The 17,641-nt window shown below is 68.3% G+C and carries 17 protein-coding genes; 11 read left to right on the top strand and 6 right to left on the bottom strand.

Going from position 1 to position 17,641, the window contains the following annotated elements; genetic code table 11:
* Positions 1-11: 11 nt before the first annotated feature.
* The 3 genes from E0H92_RS21960 to E0H92_RS21950 all read right to left on the bottom strand — a co-directional run bounded on the left by E0H92_RS21960 (position 12) and on the right by E0H92_RS21950 (position 2,465).
* Positions 12-842, bottom strand: coding sequence for an oxidoreductase (locus E0H92_RS21960; RefSeq protein ID WP_131497589.1), 831 nt, complete (start codon positions 840-842; stop codon positions 12-14).
* A gap of 33 nt (positions 843-875) precedes the next feature.
* Positions 876-1,430, bottom strand: a complete 555-nt coding sequence (locus E0H92_RS21955) for a flavodoxin (RefSeq protein ID WP_238173541.1) — start codon at positions 1,428-1,430, stop codon at positions 876-878.
* A 165-nt stretch (positions 1,431-1,595) separates the two neighbouring features.
* Positions 1,596-2,465, bottom strand: a complete 870-nt coding sequence (locus tag E0H92_RS21950) for an aldo/keto reductase (protein ID WP_238173540.1) — start codon at positions 2,463-2,465, stop codon at positions 1,596-1,598.
* 281 nt (positions 2,466-2,746) lie between these two features.
* Between E0H92_RS21950 and E0H92_RS21945 the strand changes: the two genes are divergently transcribed.
* Positions 2,747-3,616 (top strand): helix-turn-helix transcriptional regulator, encoded by an 870-nt coding sequence (locus E0H92_RS21945; protein ID WP_131497587.1) that lies wholly within the window; start codon positions 2,747-2,749, stop codon positions 3,614-3,616.
* Between the two features lie 255 nt (positions 3,617-3,871).
* Here the strand turns inward: E0H92_RS21945 and E0H92_RS21935 are convergent, their stop codons facing one another.
* Positions 3,872-4,513 (bottom strand): response regulator, encoded by a 642-nt coding sequence (locus tag E0H92_RS21935; RefSeq protein WP_131286012.1) that lies wholly within the window; start codon positions 4,511-4,513, stop codon positions 3,872-3,874.
* On the bottom strand, positions 4,510-6,012 hold the full coding sequence (locus tag E0H92_RS21930) for an ATP-binding protein (RefSeq protein ID WP_131497586.1): 1,503 nt from the start codon (positions 6,010-6,012) through the stop codon (positions 4,510-4,512). Before E0H92_RS21930 ends, E0H92_RS21935 begins: the two co-directional genes overlap by 4 nt.
* A 182-nt stretch (positions 6,013-6,194) precedes the next feature.
* On the opposite strand from E0H92_RS21930, the gene E0H92_RS21925 reads away from it, so the two are divergent.
* From E0H92_RS21925 to E0H92_RS21905, 5 genes are all read left to right on the top strand, one after another.
* A complete protein-coding gene (locus tag E0H92_RS21925; RefSeq protein WP_131497585.1) occupies positions 6,195-7,493 on the top strand; it encodes a PspC domain-containing protein in 1,299 nt (432 codons plus the stop codon).
* Positions 7,490-7,681 (top strand): hypothetical protein, encoded by a 192-nt coding sequence (locus tag E0H92_RS21920; protein ID WP_131497584.1) that lies wholly within the window; start codon positions 7,490-7,492, stop codon positions 7,679-7,681. Before E0H92_RS21925 ends, E0H92_RS21920 begins: the two co-directional genes overlap by 4 nt.
* 152 nt (positions 7,682-7,833) lie before the next feature.
* Complete coding sequence (locus E0H92_RS21915) at positions 7,834-8,970, top strand: Cmx/CmrA family chloramphenicol efflux MFS transporter (protein WP_131497583.1); 1,137 nt, start codon at positions 7,834-7,836, stop codon at positions 8,968-8,970.
* A 27-nt stretch (positions 8,971-8,997) separates the two neighbouring features.
* Positions 8,998-9,198: a cold-shock protein gene (locus tag E0H92_RS21910; protein WP_130382983.1), complete on the top strand. Its 201-nt coding sequence runs from the start codon at positions 8,998-9,000 to the stop codon at positions 9,196-9,198.
* Positions 9,199-9,256: 58 nt separating this feature from the next.
* On the top strand, positions 9,257-10,405 hold the full coding sequence (locus E0H92_RS21905) for an L-histidine N(alpha)-methyltransferase (RefSeq protein WP_131460411.1): 1,149 nt from the start codon (positions 9,257-9,259) through the stop codon (positions 10,403-10,405).
* Between the two features lie 35 nt (positions 10,406-10,440).
* On the opposite strand, the gene E0H92_RS21900 is transcribed toward E0H92_RS21905, so the two are convergent.
* On the bottom strand, positions 10,441-11,637 hold the full coding sequence (locus E0H92_RS21900) for an RNA-guided endonuclease InsQ/TnpB family protein (protein WP_131460412.1): 1,197 nt from the start codon (positions 11,635-11,637) through the stop codon (positions 10,441-10,443).
* Between the two features lie 85 nt (positions 11,638-11,722).
* On the opposite strand from E0H92_RS21900, the gene E0H92_RS21895 reads away from it, so the two are divergent.
* From E0H92_RS21895 to E0H92_RS21875, 5 genes are all read left to right on the top strand, one after another.
* Positions 11,723-12,313 carry a hypothetical protein gene (locus E0H92_RS21895; RefSeq protein WP_131497582.1) on the top strand — a complete coding sequence of 197 codons (591 nt, stop codon included), beginning with the start codon at positions 11,723-11,725 and terminating at the stop codon, positions 12,311-12,313.
* Between the two features lie 129 nt (positions 12,314-12,442).
* On the top strand, positions 12,443-14,458 hold the full coding sequence (locus E0H92_RS21890) for a ligand-binding sensor domain-containing protein (RefSeq protein WP_131497581.1): 2,016 nt from the start codon (positions 12,443-12,445) through the stop codon (positions 14,456-14,458).
* A gap of 92 nt (positions 14,459-14,550) precedes the next feature.
* Positions 14,551-15,816 carry an extracellular solute-binding protein gene (locus E0H92_RS21885; protein ID WP_131297107.1) on the top strand — a complete coding sequence of 422 codons (1,266 nt, stop codon included), beginning with the start codon at positions 14,551-14,553 and terminating at the stop codon, positions 15,814-15,816.
* Complete coding sequence (locus E0H92_RS21880; RefSeq protein WP_238152534.1) at positions 15,813-16,739, top strand: carbohydrate ABC transporter permease; 927 nt, start codon at positions 15,813-15,815, stop codon at positions 16,737-16,739. Before E0H92_RS21885 ends, E0H92_RS21880 begins: the two co-directional genes overlap by 4 nt.
* Positions 16,740-17,612, top strand: coding sequence for a carbohydrate ABC transporter permease (locus E0H92_RS21875; RefSeq protein WP_131297110.1), 873 nt, complete (start codon positions 16,740-16,742; stop codon positions 17,610-17,612).
* Positions 17,613-17,641 lie beyond the last annotated feature (29 nt).

Genomic DNA, 17,641 nt, shown 5'->3' with positions numbered 1-17,641 from the left:
TCGCTCCTCGTTCAGTTGTCGAAGTCGGTGCTACGGCTGAGGGACTCCCAGGCGTCGACCTCGGTGCGGAGCGCGTCGAGAGCGGCGCGGAATCCGTCGGAGGTGTCGTTCCCGAGCAGAAGCATGTACGGCGGGGCGTCGGATTCGACGGCGTGGATCAAGGCGGTGGCGGCTTTGGCAGGGTCGCCGGGCTGGGTGCCGTGGTAGGTGTCGTGTTCCTTGCGGCGTTTGCCGGCGGTGTCGGCGTAGTCGGCGATCGGCACGGCGGCCTGGGTCAGCGAGCGGCCGGCGAAGTCGGTGCGGAAACCGCCGGGTTCGACGACCATGGCAGTGATGCCGAGCGGCGCGACCTCCTTGCGCAACGACAGGGTCAGCGCCTCGATCGCGGCCTTGACGGCCGAGTAGTAGCCCGAGCCCTCGGGGCAGATTCGCGCACCGATGGACGAGAGGTTCACGATCGTGCCGGAGCGGCGGGTGCGCATCCCGGGCAGGACCGCCTTGATGGTTCGCACCGTGCCGAACACGTGGGTGTCGAAGAGTTGGTGCACGGCATCGTCTTCGCCCTCTTCGACGGCAGCGCGGTAGCCGTAGCCGGCGTTGTTGACGAGGACGTCGACGGCGCCGAAGCGGTTCTCGGCGGCGCCGACCGCTGCGGTGACCTGTTCGTCGTTCGTGACGTCGAGCGGGAGCGCGAGTGCAGTGTCTGGATATTTGTCGGCCAGGTCCTGCACCTTGGCGACGTCGCGGGCGGTGACCACGGCGTTGTGCCCGCGGTCGAGTACCGCCTCGGCGAAGGCGCGGCCGAGGCCGGTGGAACAGCCTGTGATGAGCCAGGTGGTCATGGAGCTTCCTCTCGGGATCTGCTCGGTTGGGTGTCAGCGCAGTCCGATGCGCTCGAGCCAGTCGGTGACCTGGGGCCGGGCCTGTTGGGCTTGTTCGCCGCGGACGGCGAGGCCTTCGGCGATGGTGGCGCCGGCGCACGTTCGGGCGTAATCGCGTTCGGTCGTGCCGAGGCCGCTCATGGCACAGGTGGTGAAGGGATGCACGGTCTTGCCGGTGAAGTCGAGCTTGTCGGTGAAGGTCGACATGATCATCGGCGCCCGGACGTTCCAGATCGGGCTGCCCAGTAGCACTACGTCGTACTGGTCGATGGACGGGAGCGGGTTGGCGATGGCCGGGCGGGCGTCGGCGTTCTGCTCGCGGACGTTGCGGGCGACGGTGTCGTCGTAGTTGTCCGAGTAGGGCTCGGCGGCCTCGATCCGGTAGACGTCGCACGGGACGAGGTCGGCGATCATGGTCGCGACGACTTCGGTGTTGCCGACCTTCAGCCAGATGCGGCCGCCGTTGTTGTAGTTCTCGCCCGGGCGGGAGAAGTAGGCGACCAGCACTCTGGCTGGAGTGCTTCTGGTGGGAGCGGTCGGCGGTTGCACCGTGGGTGATCCTCCTTCGTCGGTGCTGGGGCTTTCCGCTGCGGGTTGGGGTCCTTGGCTACAGGCGCCGAGTGCTGCTGCGGCCGTGCCGGCCAGGGCTAGGCGGAGCAACTGCCGGCGCGGAAGGCCGAGGAAGCCAGCACTTCGGTGTGTATGCATCGGGCCTTAGTCGATCCTGCGGCCGCCGAGGGCACTGACCATGGCGGGGTCGCGGTGGTCGAAGAACAGGCTGTCGCCGGTGTCGAGGGTGGCGATCTGCTTCAACTGGTCGTCGGTGAGGGCGAAGTCGAAGATGTCGAGGTTCTGGGCCATGCGGTCCGGGCGGACCGACTTGGGGATGACAACGACGCCGCGCTGGACGAGCCAGCGGAGCACGACCTGGGCGACCGACTTGCCGTGGTCGTTGCCGATCGCGGTGAGGACGGGGTCGGTGAACAGGTTGTTGCGGCCTTCGGCGAACGGTCCCCAGGACTCGATCTGGACCCCGCGTTCGGTCATGAGTTCCTGATCGGCGACGCGCTGGTGAAAGGGGTGGGTCTCGATCTGGTTGACCGCCGGCGGGATCTCGTTGTGCTCGATGAGGTCGACGAGCCGGTCGGGGTGGAAGTTGGAGACCCCGATCGCCCGGGCCCGGCCCTCGGCGTACAGCTTCTGCATGGCTCGCCATTCGCTGTAGTAGTCGCCGAGCGGCTGGTGGATCAGGTACAAGTCGAGGTGGTCCAGGCCGAGTCGGCGCAGCGAGGCGTCGAAGGCACGCAACGTGTCGTCCTCCACGCTGCCGGTCGGCGCGTGCTGGATCCACAGCTTCGTGGTGACGAACAGTTCGTCGCGCGGGATGGCGCTGGCGGCGATCGCGGCGCCGACGGCCTCTTCGTTGCCGTACGAGGCGGCGGTGTCGAGGTGGCGGTAGCCGGCCTCGAGGGCGGCTTCCACGGCGGCCTGGGTCTGGTCGTCGGGGATCTGGAAGACGCCGAAGCCGAGGATCGGCATCGTAACGCCGTTGTTCAACGTGACGGTCTGCATGACTGTGTTCACCTTTCGAGAGTTGAGTTGCGGGGTTTGTGCAGTGTCAGGCTGAGCGCGGCGGTGACGCCCAGGACGGCGACGGTGACGATCAAGCCGGTGCGCAGAGCATCGCCCCGCCGACCGTGGCGGGCTGGCGGCGATCGAACGACACCACGGTGGCCGGCACCGCACCGGCATGACTTGTCATGCCTCCAGCGAACAGCCATCGCCGGTCCGAGTGAGAGTCCCCGCTGTACCAGGTACCACCAGACCCTCCCAGCCGTGACGCGCCCACCCGTACCGTGGTGACCGTGAGCAACAAAGACGACGTGAAGGAGTTCCTCACCAGCCGGCGAGCCAACGTCACGCCGGACCAGGCCGGCCTGCCCACATTCGGCGACAAACGCCGCGTCGCGGGACTCCGCCGCGAGGAAGTCGCGCTGCTCGCAGGCGTCAGCGCCGACTACTACACCCGCCTCGAGCGCGGCAACCTGTCCGGCGTCTCCGAGCAGGTCCTGGACGCACTCGCACGAGCGCTGCGCCTCGATGACGCCGAACGATCCCACCTGTTCGACCTGGCCCGGGCCGCCACCGGCCCAGTGCGCGGCTCGCGCCGTGCCCCGGTCTCCAAGGTCCGCCCCGGCATCCACCGCATCCTGGAATCGCTGACCACCCCGGCCTACGTACGCAACGCCCGCACCGACATCCTCGCCGCCAACGACCTCGCGATCGCCCTGTACGGCGACATCCTGGACCGCGACCGCATGCCGCTGAACCTCGCGAACTTCCTGTTCCTCGACCAGCGCGCGCCGGCGTTCTTCCTCGACTGGGAAACCGTCGCCGACGACTCCGTCGCAGCGCTGCGAGCCGAAGCCGGCCGAAACCCGCACGACAAGAGCCTCACCGACCTTGTCGGTGCGCTCGCCACCCGAAGTGACGAGTTCCGCGTCCGGTGGGCACGTCACAACGTCAAGCACCACCGGACCGCCGCCAAACGCCTGCACAACGCTCTGGTCGGCGACATCGACCTCACCGGCGAAGCCATGGAACTACCCGGCGACGGCCTCGTCGTCATCACCTACACCGCCGAACCCGGCAGCCCCGCCGCGGAAGCGCTCCGCTTCCTGTCCAGTTGGGCAAGCCGCACCGGCGAGCCCTCACCGCAGACCGCGGCCGAATAGGTCAGCGGCCGCGGCGCGCGCCTTGCCGTGGCCACCACACCAGCGCCCGGTCGCGATGGCTGCTCAGTGCGCCGAACAGCGCGCCAGCTGCACCGTCAGGGATCGCCCGCCACGCCGGCCGCGGTGTCTTCTGCCGGTACGTCGCCCGCTGATGGATGACGAAGCTGTCATCTAGCCGCAGGGTGGTTGGTCGCGGGCGGCAGCCCGCAGCTCCCGACGGCAGCCGGAACCGCGCGTAGCACCGCGTTGGGCTGGTCAGACCAGGCGGCGGTCGGTGGCCCAGCGGGTTAGTTCGTGGCGGTTGGAGAGTTGGAGTTTGCGGAGGACCGAGGAGACGTGGGTTTCGACGGTCTTCACGGAGATGAAGAGTTCGCGGGCCACCTCCTTGTACGCGTAGCCGCGCGCGATCAAGCGCAGAACCTCACGCTCCCGCTGCGACAGCCGGTCCAGGTCCTCGTCCACCGACGCGATGTCGATGGCGCCCGAGAACGCGTCCAGCACGAACCCGGCCAGCCGCGGCGAGAACACCGCGTCGCCCTCGGCGACCCGGTTGATCGCATCGACGAGCTCGGTCCCGGAGATGTTCTTGGTGACGTACCCACGCGCGCCGGCCCGGATCACGCCGATCACGTCCTCGGCGGCGTCGGAGACCGACAGCGCGAGGAACTTGATGTCCGGGTGCCGCTGGTGCACCTGCTTCATCACCTCGGTGCCGCCGCCGCCCGGCAGGTGGACGTCGAGCAGTACGACGTCCGGCTCGGCGCCGACGATCGCCTTGACCGCGCTGTCGACGTCGGCTCCCTCGCCGACGATGTCGACCGAGGTGCCGATCTCGCTGCGGACCCCGGCCCGGAACATGTCGTGATCGTCGATGACGACAACGCGCCTGCTGCTCATCTGTCCATCTCCAGTCGCACTTCGGTGCCTGTTTCGGGATCGGACCGCACCGTCGCGCGTCCGCCGTGCCGTTCCATTCTGCCCATCACACTGTGCCGCAAGCCGAGCCGGTCGTCCGGGACCTCGTCCACGTCGAACCCCTTGCCGCGGTCGCGCACGAACATCTCCACCCGGTCGCCGTCGACCTCGACGAACACGTCGATCTTCGCCGCACCGGAGTGCTTGGCGGCGTTCACCATCGATTCCCGGGCGGCCCGGACCATCGACGCGAGCGGCTCGGTCAGGTCGCAGTCGCCGACCGTGACCACCTCGATCGGTACGCCGTGCGAGTCCTCGACCTCGGCGGCCGCCTGCTTGGCCGCCCCGGCGATCGTCTGGTCGGCGTCGTGTTCCTCGTCGTACAGCCAGGACCGCAGCTCGCGTTCCTGTGAACGCGCCAGCCGGGCCACCGCTTTCGGGTCCTCGGCCTGTTTCTGGATCAGCGCGAGCGTCTGCAGTACCGAGTCGTGCAGGTGCGCAGCCATGTCGGCGCGCTCCTGCGAACGCACCCGTTCCGCGCGCTCGGAGTTCAGGTCGCGGGTCAGCCGGTGCACCCACGGTCCGGCGATGACACCGATGCCGACGACGGCGAGCAGCAGCGCGATCAGTACGTCGCCGACCATCGAGAGCCGGCCGTTCTGCACCAGGAACAAGGTGACCGCGGTGCCGAGCAGGATCAGGCCGACGGCGATCCGGATGAGCGACTTCCAGCCGCCCTTGCCGAGCACCAGGCCGATGATCGGGACCCGGACGTCCCGCGCCCACTTGTCCTTCTGGCTCTCGTCCGCCTGCCGCCAGATCAGCGCCAGACCGGTCGCGGCGAACACCAGCGGCCAGAACAGCTTCCCGGCGATGCCCAGCCCGGCGACCTGCAGCAGCAGGACCAGACCGATGCCGATGGCCACCAGCGCCGGCAGCTGTCCGCGGCTCTTCTCCCGCTTCCGCTGCTTCGCCTCGGCGACCGGCGGCGCCGGCTCATCGGTACGCAGCCCTTTACGCGTATGCGCGGCCAGCCCGGGCGCTTCCGGCACGGTCTCCGGCGCGAGCGGCATCAGGAACCACAGCGCCGCATAGATCAGTACGCCGAATCCGCCGGACACCGTGGTCGCGATCAGCACGAGCCGTACGACGGTGTCCGACACGCCGAGGTGGTCCGCGATCCCGCCGGCCACACCGGCAACGACGCGTCCTTCGGTACGGCGGTACGCCCGGCGCGGCGGGTCGGAAGCCGCCCGCGGAGCGGTCGGACCGGGAACCTGCTGTCCCGGTCCCGCAGCCGCCCCCGCACCGGCGTTGCCCATCCGCGCGGCGTAGGCGGCGTACGGGCCTTGGTACTGCCCTGGGCCCTGCGGCCCCCAGCCCTTGAAGCGCCACTGATCCTGGTTCTGCCCAGGCGGCGGCTCGGGTGGGGCTCCGTTCGCGGAGGACCCGCCCGGCGGCGCGGCTGCTGGCTGGCTCATCACAACGATCGTCACATGTGGACCGGCCCGACACCAGCAGGCTTGTCCCCGGCCGCCTCCTCAGCGCCTGCGCGCCGGTCTCAGGGTCGGCTCGGGGAGAACCCCGAAATCGGGCCGATTCCGGGGGTCGTCAGGGTGCATCCCCGATGTTCCGCGCCGCGGTTGGTGTGAGTATCGATGACATGGAGCAGAACCAGAGTGGACCCGCCGGGTTCGACCGCGACCGCCTGCAGAACCCCCAGAGCTGGCGGCGCAGCAGGTCGGACCGCTGGGTCGCGGGTGTCTGCGGCGGTATCGGCCGCGCGCTGAACATCGACCCGGTGCTGGTCCGCGTGGTGATGGCCGTCCTGATCATCAGCGGTCCGGGCGTGATCTTCTACATCGCCGCCTGGGTCCTGATGCCCGACGAGGGCAGTGACCGCTCCGCCGCGCAGGGCGTGCTCGGCGACCGGGTCCGGACCGACCACCCGTGGTTCTGGCCGGTCGTGATCGGCGCCTGCGTGTTCCTGGCGATCGCGATGATGTCGTCGTTCAACTTCGGCCGCTTCATCCCCGGCCCGCTGATCGTGGTCGGCGTCATCTGGCTGATCGCGAAACAGCGCAAGAGCAGCGGCAAGGGCAGCCGGCAGAGCCAGCGCCCGCAGGACACGGTGCCCCCGACCACTTCGGCGTACGCCGGTCCGCAGCAGACCACGGCGTACACGCCTCAGACCGGCCCGTCGGCTCCCTCGGCGGGTCCGTCGTCCTCGGCCACACAGCGACCCCAGGACCGCACCGTCGAACCGGTCCAGCCTGTGTGGACCGAGGACGACCCCCTCGGCCTGTACGTCGACGAGCCGGCCGGCAGCGCCCCGCCGGTCGCGAACACCCCCGCCGGACCGCCCGCGAAGGGCATGCGCGGGATCAAGTCGATCATCGTCGTCCTGACCGGTCTCGCGATCGGTATCGCCGCGCTGGCGGGCGCTCCGACGGCGACCATGCTGGTCATCGGCCTGGCGACGCTCGGCGGCGGCATGCTGCTCGGCGGGTTCGTCGGCCGCACGCTGGCGCTGCTGCCGCTCGGCATCCTGCTGGCCCTCGGCGCGATCGCCAGTACGGTGTTCGCCGGGGTGCCGCGCAACTTCGCCGACACCAACTACGTCGCGCCGGCCAGCCAGACGATCACCGCGACCGGGACGAGCTACCAGTTCGACGCCGGGTCGGTGCACCTGGACCTGACCCAGGCGAAGTTCGGCCCGGGTGCCAAGGTCGAGGTGCACGGCGGCCTCGGCGAGGTCGTGGTCAAGCTGCCGCCGGACGTGGACGTGCAGGGCGCGCTGTCGACCGAGATGGGAGACGTTGCCTTCCTCAACGAGCACCGGGGCGGCCATAATGCCGAACTGAAGCTCAACGACCTCGGCACGGACGGCAAGGCCGGCCCGCAGCAGGTCACCCTGGACCTGGACCTCAGGCTGGGCAGTATCAAGGTGGAGCGCGGATGAGCCAGCAGCCCCGGAAGACCCGGCCGGACGTGCCCGGCGTGGTGGCCGGCACGGTGCTGGCCGGGGGCGCCACGATCTGGATGCTGACCGACAACGGCGTACTCCAGACCGACGACCTCGGCGTGACCAGCGCCCTCCTGCTGGTCGCCGCCGGCCTCCTGGGCCTGGCCGCATCACGCCGCGCCTAACTCGTTGGACGGTGGCTACGCCGGTTCTCTAAGCTCCACGGCGTGACCAGCCCGGAGGCGGACAGACCGTAACCACCGGCCGTTCCGTGTAACTCGCCCGGAACCGCCGGAGACGACTCATACCCGTCTTCTCATGGTTGCGGAGCATTTCCATGCCTTTCGTGCTGTACCTGCTTGGCCTGGCCGTTTTCGCCCAGGCGACCTCTGAATTCATGCTGTCCGGGCTCGGTCCGGACATTGCCCACGACCTGGGCGTCTCGATCCCGGCCACCGGCTGGCTGACCTCCGGGTTCGCGCTCGGGATGATCGTCGGCGCCCCGGCGGTCGCGGTCCTCGGCGCCCGCTGGCCGCGCCGCCGGACGCTGCTCGTGACGTTGACCGTGTTCCTCGCGGTCCACGTGGTCGGCGCGCTGACCAGCGATTTCACGGTCCTGCTGGTCACCCGGGTCCTCGCGGCCCTCGCGAACGCGGGCTTCCTGGCCATCGCACTCGCCACCGCCGCAGCCCTGGTCCCAGACGCGAGGGGCCGTGCGACGTCCGTCCTTCTCGGCGGTACGACGCTCGCGTGCATCGTCGGCGTACCGGCGGGTGCCGTCCTCGGCCGGTACCTCGGCTGGCGGTCCGCGTTCTGGGCGGTCGCGATCATCTCGCTCCCGGCGCTGCTCGGGATCCTGCGCTCGGTCCCGAACCGCGCGACCGGGCCCACAGTTGCCCAACGGTTCGGGATGACCCGGCTGCTCGCCGTACTGCTCCTCCTCGGCGCCCTCGTGAACGGCGCGACGTTCTGCTCGTTCACCTACCTCTCACCGGTGCTCACCGAGGTCACCGGGCTCGGAGTGGGATGGGTCCCGGTCATGCTCGCGCTCTTCGGGCTCGGCTCGTTCGCGGGGGTCACCGTTGCCGGCCGGTACGCCGACCGCCGCGACGACCGGCTCGTACTCGTTGCCGGTGGCATCTTGCTGCTCGGGTGGTGCGCGTTCGCCCTGACCACGGCGTACGTCGTACCGACCGTCGCGCTGGTCCTCGTACAAGGCGCGTTGTCCTTCGCGGTCGGCTCGACGCTGATCGCGTACGCCCTGTACGCCGGGAACGCGTCTCCCGTGCTGACCGGCGGACTCGCGACCGCCGCCCTCAACGTCGGCGCCGCCGCCGGACCGCTGCTCGGCGGGCTCGCGATCGGGTCCGGAACCTTCCGCGGCCCGCTGTGGGTCAGCGCGGCACTCGTGGGCACCGCGCTCGTCGTGGGAGTGGCCTCCCTTAAGATTGTGGATCGCGAGGGGCCCGGGTGAAGCGGGTCCCGTGGTCTAGGAGTTCCGATGGTGCGCGGCACCGTGAAGTGGTTCAACGCCGACAAGGGCTACGGTTTTCTGGCCGTCGACGGGCAGGACGACGTGTTCGTGCACTGGAGCAAGATCGTCTCCGACGGGTACAAGACCCTCGAGGACGGCCAGCATGTCGAGTTCCAGATCGTCGACGGACCCAAGGGCCGCGAGGCCGACGCGGTAACGCCTGTCTGAGCGGACACCCACCGTCGGTAACCGGTAACCTGACCTCTCATCGTGTGAGGGGTGAGATGTGACAGAGCCGGTACCTGTGATCCGGAAGCTCGAGCATGCGCTGGCCGACGACGATTTCGCCTGGTCGCTGGTGCTGACGGGTGAGGACCAGACGGACAAGCTCGCGACGCTGACCGGCGACCTGCGCGGACCGTTCTCGACGACCGGCGACGGCAAGCAGATCACCTCGGGCTTCTCGTACTGGGGTATCGGCCCGACGATCGCCTGGGCGAACGCCACCAACGACCCGTTCTACCTGGTCATGAAGGCCGGCGCGGAGTCGTTCCTGCGGCACTGGCGCAAGGTCCGGCCGCACGTCGAGAACGGCGGCTTCCACGTGGTGAGCCTCGGCGTCGGCACCGGTGTGAAGGACCGCACGATCCTCAGCGACATGCGCCGGCACAACCGGAACATGTACTACATCCCGGTCGACATGAGCTCGGAGATGCTGCGGATGGGCACGCAGCCCGCCCGCGACGCCCGGTTCCCGGTGGAGCAGGTGCTGCCGGTGCAGCTGGACTTCTCGATCGCCGACAACATGGAAGAGCTCGGGCAGATGCTGGCCCGGCTGGTCGGCGACGAGCCGATCCTGTTCACGCTGACCGGCAACACGCTGGCCAACTTCGAGAGCGACGAAGAGCTGCTCAGCACGCTCACCCGGGGCCTGCGGCCGCAGGACCGTCTGCTGCTCGAGGTGGCCAGTACGACGCGACTCGACCAGGAGTCCGCCGACGCGGCCGCGGACGAGTACCACCAGACCCGTGCGTTCGCGGAGTTCGTCACCAGCACCCTGCGGTACAACACCGACCTCAAGATCAACAACGACCTGGTCAAGTTCGTCGGCGAGGTCGAGGACGAGGACGCGCTGCTGGTGAAGATCTACTGGCAGAACGACACCGGCGAAGAGATCCGGATGGAGCTGCCGGACCACACCGAGGCAGTGCTGCCGATCGGCGACACCATCCGCCTCTACACCACCCGCAAGTACTCCACGACCCGGCTGAAGCGGCTCACCGAGGCCTGCCGGCTGACGCCGGTCGAGGCGATCCAGTCCCAGTTCCGGTACGCCCGCCGTCCGAACCCGTTCGGCCTGGAGCTGCTGCTGCTCGCACCGGAGGGAGCCGGCGAGACCGCACGCAGCCTCGCCGACGACATCTGGGCAACTTGACGTCCACCCCGCCCCCGAGGCCAGGGATTCAGCTACTACGCGGAGGTAGTGAGTTGAGGTTCACGCTTCGGCGAGACCCGTGCAGGCGTCTCTCGGCGTGCGCTGACGGCCCGTCCGGCCGCGATGTTGATGGCCGCGTTCACATCAGCGTTGACCTCATGTCCGCAGGCCATGCACCGGAACACCGCTTGACTCTCGCGGTTCGCCGGTGCGCAGTGCCCACAGATGCTGCAGGTCTGCGACGTGTACGCAGCGTTGACCTTCTCGACCCGTCCCGGCGCCTTCTGTTCCAGGCGCCGAACCAACTCGCCCCAGCCGTTGGCCATCATGCCTCGGTTGAGTCCGGCTTTGGCACGGCGACCGTTCCGCACGTATCCCCCCGGCCGTTCGGGGTCGGGTTTGGGTTTGGGGCGTCGGGACATCTTGGCGATGCGCAGGTCCTCCACGCGGATGACATCGAACCGCCGAGCCAGTTCGGTACTGGTCTTTTCCACCCAATCCTTTCGCCTGTCCACGGCCCGGGCATACAGCTTGGCGATCGTGGCCTTCACCCGCTGACGCCGGTTGGAGCCACGGCAACAGCGGGCCAAGCGGCGTTCCAGGTGTTTGAGCCGCTCTGCCGCGCGATTCGACAGACCAGGGCAGACCAAAAGCTCGCCTGTAGACAAGGCAGCCGAGACGGCAACACCACGGTCCACTCCGACAATCTCGCCCGTATCCGGCGCTGGAACCGGCTCCGGAACCACAGCGAAGGCAATATGCCAGCGGCCCGATCGATCCCGGGTGACGCGGTACGACTTCGCGTCCGGTACGGCGCGGGATCGCCGGAACCGCACCCAGCCGACCTTCGGGACCAACGCGGCAGCCCACCTCCGGTTTTTGGTGACGATCCTGGTCGCCTGGGATCCAACGATGCGGAATCCCTCATGCAGCCCGGCTTTGCGCCAGGTCGGACGCCTGTGCGTTCCGGAGTAGAAACTCCTGACGGCCTGGTCAAAGTCTCGCAGCGCCTGCTGCTGAACGGTTTGGGACCCAGCACGCAGCCACTCGAACGTGCCCCTCGCCTCGGTCAGTTGCCGCGCCTGCTCGACGTACCCAGGCGTCGGACCTTTGTCACGGGTCCACATCGACCACTGCTCCAGCGCCAGGTTCCACACACACCGCGCGTGCTTGCACTGTTCCAGCAACGATGCCTGCTGCGCGGGTGTCGGGTACAAGCGGAACCGGGACATGCCATCCATCCCAGCAGCCGGCACCGACATTTCCTGATCGCCGAAGGGAGGTAGTCGCGGTGCCTCCCGCCCTGCGACCGCTCCGATGACCTCAGCCGATATTCGCTGGTCGGCCCACCGGCGGACCGTCGTCAGTGTCGTGACGTACGGCCTGCTCGCGCTGGCCTTCGTTCTCGGCGTCCTGTGGTTCTTCTGGCCGGAGGGTTCGCGCTGGGAGCCGGCGGTCAACTCGCTCACGCTGGTCGCCGGGCTGACCGGTATCTTCGTCGAACGGCTGACGGCCGAGGCGGAACGCCGTACGGAAGTCCTGCGCGCCGTCGTGAACGAGCTGCGCGAGAACACCAGGCTGCTGAACGACGAGCGGTTCTCGCCCGACGCGCCCACCACCCGGCAGGTGTACCCGCGACTGGTGGTGTCCGCGGTCGATCTCGCGCTGGTGTCGGGTGCGCTGGGCCTGCGCCGGGACGCCGAGCTCGTCGGCCTGCTGCACCGCTGGCGCGACACCGTGCACCTGTTCAACCGGCGGCTCGACCTGACCGAGATCAGCACCTTCTCGAACACGATCTCGGCGGCCGAGCTGGCCGCGTTCCACCGCGCGCTGCACCGCGAGGACAGCTACTTCGCGGCCACCCGCGAGAAGCTGCAGAAACTGCTCGACGCCCTCCCCGAGCTTTAACGGCCGAGGCCGTAACCGGACCCGTTGCTGTCAGTAGCTGCAAATTGTGCCGAGCCGTTGACTTGGCCACGCCGCGAGAGCTTCACTTTCGGACAGGACCGTAAATACGGCACCCCGGAGGCAATTCGTATGCGATCAGTCCGCTCCCTTCTCGCACTGGCCCTCGTCGCTCTGCTCGGAACCACCCTGACCACACCGGCACAGGCCGGTCCTCACCCACCGGTCGGCACGCTCGTCTCACTCGGTACGCCGCTGTCCGACGTACTGCTCATCGGCGGCACCGTCGCGCCCGGCCCGAACGGCAAGACCGCGATCTGGAACGTGTCCACCGGAAGTCCGGCGTACCTGAACGCCATCGACCCGGCGACCGGCGACAGCCTGCTCTCCGCGGCGCTGCCCGGCGCGGACGGCAGTTACGCGGTGGCCGCGACGCCGGACGGCACGATCTACGTCGGCACCTACAACAACGGCCACCTGTACCGGCTGCGGCCGGGCGGCAGCGTCGAGGACCTCGGCCGTCCGATCGCGTCCGAGTCGTTCATCTGGCGGATCACCACCGACGACCAGGGCAACGTGTACGGCGGGACGTACCCGAACGGCAAGGTGTTCCGGTACGACGACCAGACCGGCGCGATCCGCGACTACGGCACGGTCCTGGCGGGCCAGACGTACGTCAAGAGCATCGACTACGCGGGCGGCAAGGTGTACGCCGGCACGATGCCCGACGCGCACATCCTCGAACTCGACGTGAGCACCGGCGCGGTCACCGAACTCCCGTCCCCGCCCGGTCTCGGCGACCCATCCGACAAGGTCGTGTACGACCTGAATGCCCGCGGCGGGCGCGTGTACGCGCGGATCAGTACGGCGTTCCCGGGCCCGCTGTACGTCTGGGACATCGCGTCGCGGATCTGGGTCGACGAGATCCCGAACGCGCACGGCCTGGATATCTCCCCGGTCGGCGCGGACGGCTCGCTGTACCTGATCCAGAGCAGCGAACTGAAGAAGTACGACCCGGCCACCAAGACCCTGACCGGCACCGGCCTGACGTTCACCGGCCGGATCCAGAACGCCCGCTCGATCGGGTACGCCGACCTGAACCTGCCCGACTACCCGGGCACGAGCGTCGTCGGCACGTTGTGGCGCGGCGAGGAGTTCCGGTACAACCCGCAGACCGGCAAGTCCGAGATCTTCGTGACCAAGGTCCGCCGGGAACCGATCGAGATCCTGTCCGTCGCGGGCGGCAAGAACAACATCTACGCCGGCGGCTTCCTGAACGGCGGCGTGTCCGTGGTCGACCCGGCCACGGGTGAGGCCAAGTTCAACCGGTTCTCGCAGGTCGAGGCCCTGATGGAGGGCTCGAACGGCACGGTCTGGGTCGGCGCCTATCCGGAGGCCCGCCTCTACTCCTACGACACCACGAACCCCTGGAGCAGCCCGGAGTACTCCCCCGGACCGCCCGGTACGCCGGACAACCCGAAGCAGCTGCTCAACCTGAAGCCCGACCTGCTGCAGACCCGCGCCCGCGCGCTGACCGAGGTGAACGGCAAGATCGCGGTCGGCACCGTCCCCGACGGCGACCGGCTGGGCGGCGCGCTGGTGATCTACGACCCGGCGACGAACACCGCGGAGAAGTACCGCAACGTCGTCCAGGACGAGTCCGTCTTCGGCCTCACTTCGCACTGCGGCATCGTGTACGGCGGGACATCGATCGCCGGCGGCCTGACCACCACCCCGCCGACCCGGGAAGCGGGCACAGTGTTCGCGTGGGATGTGGCGAAGAAGAAGAAACTCTGGGAGACCGTGCCGGTACCGGGCCGCGCGACGGTGTCCTCGGTCACGATCGGCCCGGACGGGCTGCTGTGGGGCGTGGCCGGCAAGACCGTGTTCGCGGTGGCCCCGGACAGCGGCAAGCTGAAGAAGTCCTTCACGCTCGGGACGACGAACTCCAGCGGCGACATCGTCGCCACCTCGGAGGCCGTCTACGTGAGCATCGACCTGAACAAGATCTACCGGATCGCACCCGGGAAGAACTCCGTCCCGACGGTGTTCGTCGCGCACGCCCACCGGCGGCTCGGCGTCCGGGGAGACCACCAACTGCTGATGACGAGCGGGTCCGAGCTGTTCCGGATTGATATCAGCCGTTGACAGCTGAAATTCGACCCGGCTACTTTCGGTCCTGACCGTTATTCGGTTTCACTAGTTCCGGCCCTGACTTCCGGACACACCCTGGGGGTGCGATGAAATCCACCGTCCGCCGCATCGCGGCACCACTGACGGCGCTAGTACTCGCCGCCGCGCTCAGTTCCTGCGGCGGAGGCGACGACGGCGGCTCGACCAGCAAGAAGAGCGTCACGCTCTGGATGTACCCGGTGATCGCCGACCAGGCGGCCAGCGACGCCTACTGGAAGAAGGTCGAGACCGACTTCGAGGCGGCCAACTCCGGTATCGACCTGAAGCTGGAGAACCAGCCGTGGAAGGGCCGCGAGGAGAAGGTCGCGGCGGCGTTCTCCGGTGGGAAGGGCCCGGACGTCCTGCTGATGATCCCGGACCAGATCCCGCAGTACGTGAAGAGCGGCTCGCTGGAGCCGGTCGACGACGCGGTCGCGCCGGAGAAGGACAAGTTCCTGCCGGCCGCGATCCCGGGCCTGACCGTCGAGGGCAAGGTGTACGGCGCCCCGATCTACCACACGGTCACGACCACGATGTACAACAAGACCGTCCTGGCCAAGGCCGGGATCAGCAAGCCGCCGGAGACCTGGGACGAGATCAAGGCGGCCGCGCCGAAGCTCAAGGCCGCCGGGTTCTCCACGCTGGACTACTCGGCCTCGCCGGAGGCGACGCTGAACCTGAACTTCTACCCGCTGCTGTGGCAGGCCGGCGGGAAGGTGTTCGCCGACGACGGCAAGACCGTCACGTTCAACCAGGCGCCCGGCCTGGAGGCGCTGACCTTCCTGAAGAGCCTGTGGGACGAGGGCGCGATCCCGAAGACCGCGCTCACCGCGGGCAACGTGGTCGCCGACTCGCCGTTCGGCAAGGGGCAGGTCGCGATGGCGATGACGAGCGTTCCGGCCGACGTGGCCACCGTGTCCGCGACCTGGGGCAAGGCGAACGTCGAACTCGGCACGCCGCTGACCGGCAAGAAGCAGGTCGGCTTCGGGCTCCCCGGCGGTCTGGTCGTGAACGCGGCCTCGGAGAACGTCGACGGCGCGAAGAAGTTCCTGTCGTTCATGATGCAGTCGGCGCAGCTGGACGCGCTCAGCAAGGCGTCCGGGTTCTACTCACCGCGCAGCGACGCCAAGTCCGAGTCCACCGACCCGAACGCGGCGAAGTTCAAGGACGCACTGCAGTACGCGATCCCGGGTGAGCCGAACCCGTCGGCGCGGCAGATCATGTCGTTCCTGAGCACCGAGATCCAGGCGGTCCTGACCGGCAAGAAGCAGCCGCAACAGGCCTTGGACGACGCAGCCAAACAAGCCAACGACCTCCTCTCGAGGCAGCGTTGACCAACACGCAGGACACGGTCGCGGGTCGGGCGGGACCCGCGGCCGGCCGGCGACCTCGCTTCGGACCGCGCCGGCGGCCATGGGTCGGGTTGTTGTTCGTCGCGCCGATGCTGGTGCTGTTCCTGCTGTTCCGGTTCTTGCCGGCGATCGGTGCGTTCTTTCTTTCGTTGACCGACTACCGGATCAGCGGCAAGTGGGACTTCATCGCGCTCGACAACTACACGCGCCTGCTGTCGGACAACGTGTTCCACGAGGCGCTGCTGGTCACCGTCACCTACACCGTGATCTTCGTCCCGCTGACAGTCCTGCTCTCGCTCGGTACCGCCGTACTGCTCCACCAAGTGGTGTGGAACCGCGGCTTCTTCCGCGGAGTCTTCTTCCTCCCGTACGTGACCAGCATCGTGCTGGCCGCGGTGATCTGGAAGTGGATCTACGACGCCCAGGACGGCCTCCTGAACTCCGTCCTCGGGCTGGTGAACATCGGCCCGATCGACTTCCTCAGCCAGTCGAGCACCGTACTGCCGTCGATCGCCGTCACCTCGGCCTGGAAGGGCTTCGGGTACTCGATGCTGATCCTGCTCGCGGGCCTGCAGGCGGTCCCGAAGTCGTACCTCGAGGCCGCGATGATCGACGGCGCGGGCACCTGGCAACGGTTCCGGTACGTGACCCTGCCGCAGCTACGCCCGGTGCTGTTCTTCGTCCTGGTGATCGAGACCATCGGCGCGTTCCAGGTCTTCGACGCGATGTACGTGATGACGGGCGGCGGCCCGGTGCGGTCCAGCTACTCGCTCGTGTACTTCCTGTACGACAGCGGGTTCAAGTACTTCGACTTCGGTTACGCGAGCGCGATCGGTCTGGTGCTGTTCCTGATCGTGCTGATCGTCTCGCTCGTACAGCGCCGGCTCGTCGGGAGGGACGACTAGATGGCTCAGGTACTCGACCGCCCGCCGGTCCGCCCGGTCGTAGAGGCCCCGGCGGCGGGACGGCGTACGGCGGGCCGGCTGACGTTGCCGACCTTGCTGACGCTGACCGCGATCGTGACCATCGTGCCGTTCGCGGCGATGGTGCTGGTCGCGTTCGCGCCGCCGAGCGGGCAGACGTTCCCCGGCGCGCTGAACCCGGCGAACTTCACGCTGGAGAACTTCTCCAAGGTGCTGTCCAGCTCCGACATCCCGCGCTGGACGGTGAACTCGCTGCTCTACTCGCTGGTGTCCGTGGCGTTGGTGCTGCTGTTCGCGTCGATGGCCGGGTACGCGTTCGCGAAGAAGAAGTTCCCCGGCCGGGAGATCATGTTCTGGGCGTTCCTCGCCACGTTGATGGTCCCGTTCCAGGCGACGCTGATCCCGTCGTACATCCTGGTCGCGAAACTGGATTGGGTGGACAGCTACTGGGGCCTGATCGTGCCGACGCTGGCGAACTCGCAAGCCGTGTTCCTGATGCGCCAGTTCATCCTGCAACTCCCCGACGAACTCTTCGAAGCCGCCGAGATCGACGGCGCCCCCGAGTGGCGGATCTTCACCATGATCGTCCTGCCACTGGTCCGCCCGGTCCTCGCGACACTGGGCATCTTCGTCTTCCTCTGGCACTGGAACGACTTCCTGTGGCCACTGGTCATCGGCCAGTCCGGCAAGATGCAAACCCTCACCGTCGGCCTGGCCACCCTCCAAGGCCAAGCCGTCCCCATCAACCAACTCATGGCCGGCGCCACCATCACGGTAGTCCCCAGCCTCCTGGTCTTCGGCCTACTCCAACGCTACCTAACCGACTCCATCGCAATGTCCGGCCTGAAGGCCTGACTTTGAGAACCCACCAACCATCCGCGGTC

The sequence above is a fragment of the Kribbella speibonae genome (assembly GCF_004331375.1).
Lineage (GTDB): Bacteria > Actinomycetota > Actinomycetes > Propionibacteriales > Kribbellaceae > Kribbella > Kribbella sindirgiensis.
Note: the sequence above shows the minus strand (reverse complement) of the source record. Positions and strands in the feature narration are given on the sequence as shown.

Coding starts and splice junctions, on each gene's coding strand:
- E0H92_RS21960 (WP_131497589.1), bottom strand. CDS start 842: ATGACCACCTGGCTCATCACAGGCTGTTCCACCGGCCTCGGCCGCGCC.
- E0H92_RS21935 (WP_131286012.1), bottom strand. CDS start 4,513: ATGAGCAGCAGGCGCGTTGTCGTCATCGACGATCACGACATGTTCCGG.
- E0H92_RS21930 (WP_131497586.1), bottom strand. CDS start 6,012: ATGAGCCAGCCAGCAGCCGCGCCGCCGGGCGGGTCCTCCGCGAACGGA.
- E0H92_RS21925 (WP_131497585.1), top strand. CDS start 6,195: ATGGAGCAGAACCAGAGTGGACCCGCCGGGTTCGACCGCGACCGCCTG.
- E0H92_RS21920 (WP_131497584.1), top strand. CDS start 7,490: ATGAGCCAGCAGCCCCGGAAGACCCGGCCGGACGTGCCCGGCGTGGTG.
- E0H92_RS21915 (WP_131497583.1), top strand. CDS start 7,834: ATGCCTTTCGTGCTGTACCTGCTTGGCCTGGCCGTTTTCGCCCAGGCG.
- E0H92_RS21910 (WP_130382983.1), top strand. CDS start 8,998: ATGGTGCGCGGCACCGTGAAGTGGTTCAACGCCGACAAGGGCTACGGT.
- E0H92_RS21900 (WP_131460412.1), bottom strand. CDS start 11,637: ATGTCCCGGTTCCGCTTGTACCCGACACCCGCGCAGCAGGCATCGTTG.
- E0H92_RS21895 (WP_131497582.1), top strand. CDS start 11,723: ATGACCTCAGCCGATATTCGCTGGTCGGCCCACCGGCGGACCGTCGTC.
- E0H92_RS21890 (WP_131497581.1), top strand. CDS start 12,443: ATGCGATCAGTCCGCTCCCTTCTCGCACTGGCCCTCGTCGCTCTGCTC.
- E0H92_RS21885 (WP_131297107.1), top strand. CDS start 14,551: ATGAAATCCACCGTCCGCCGCATCGCGGCACCACTGACGGCGCTAGTA.
- E0H92_RS21875 (WP_131297110.1), top strand. CDS start 16,740: ATGGCTCAGGTACTCGACCGCCCGCCGGTCCGCCCGGTCGTAGAGGCC.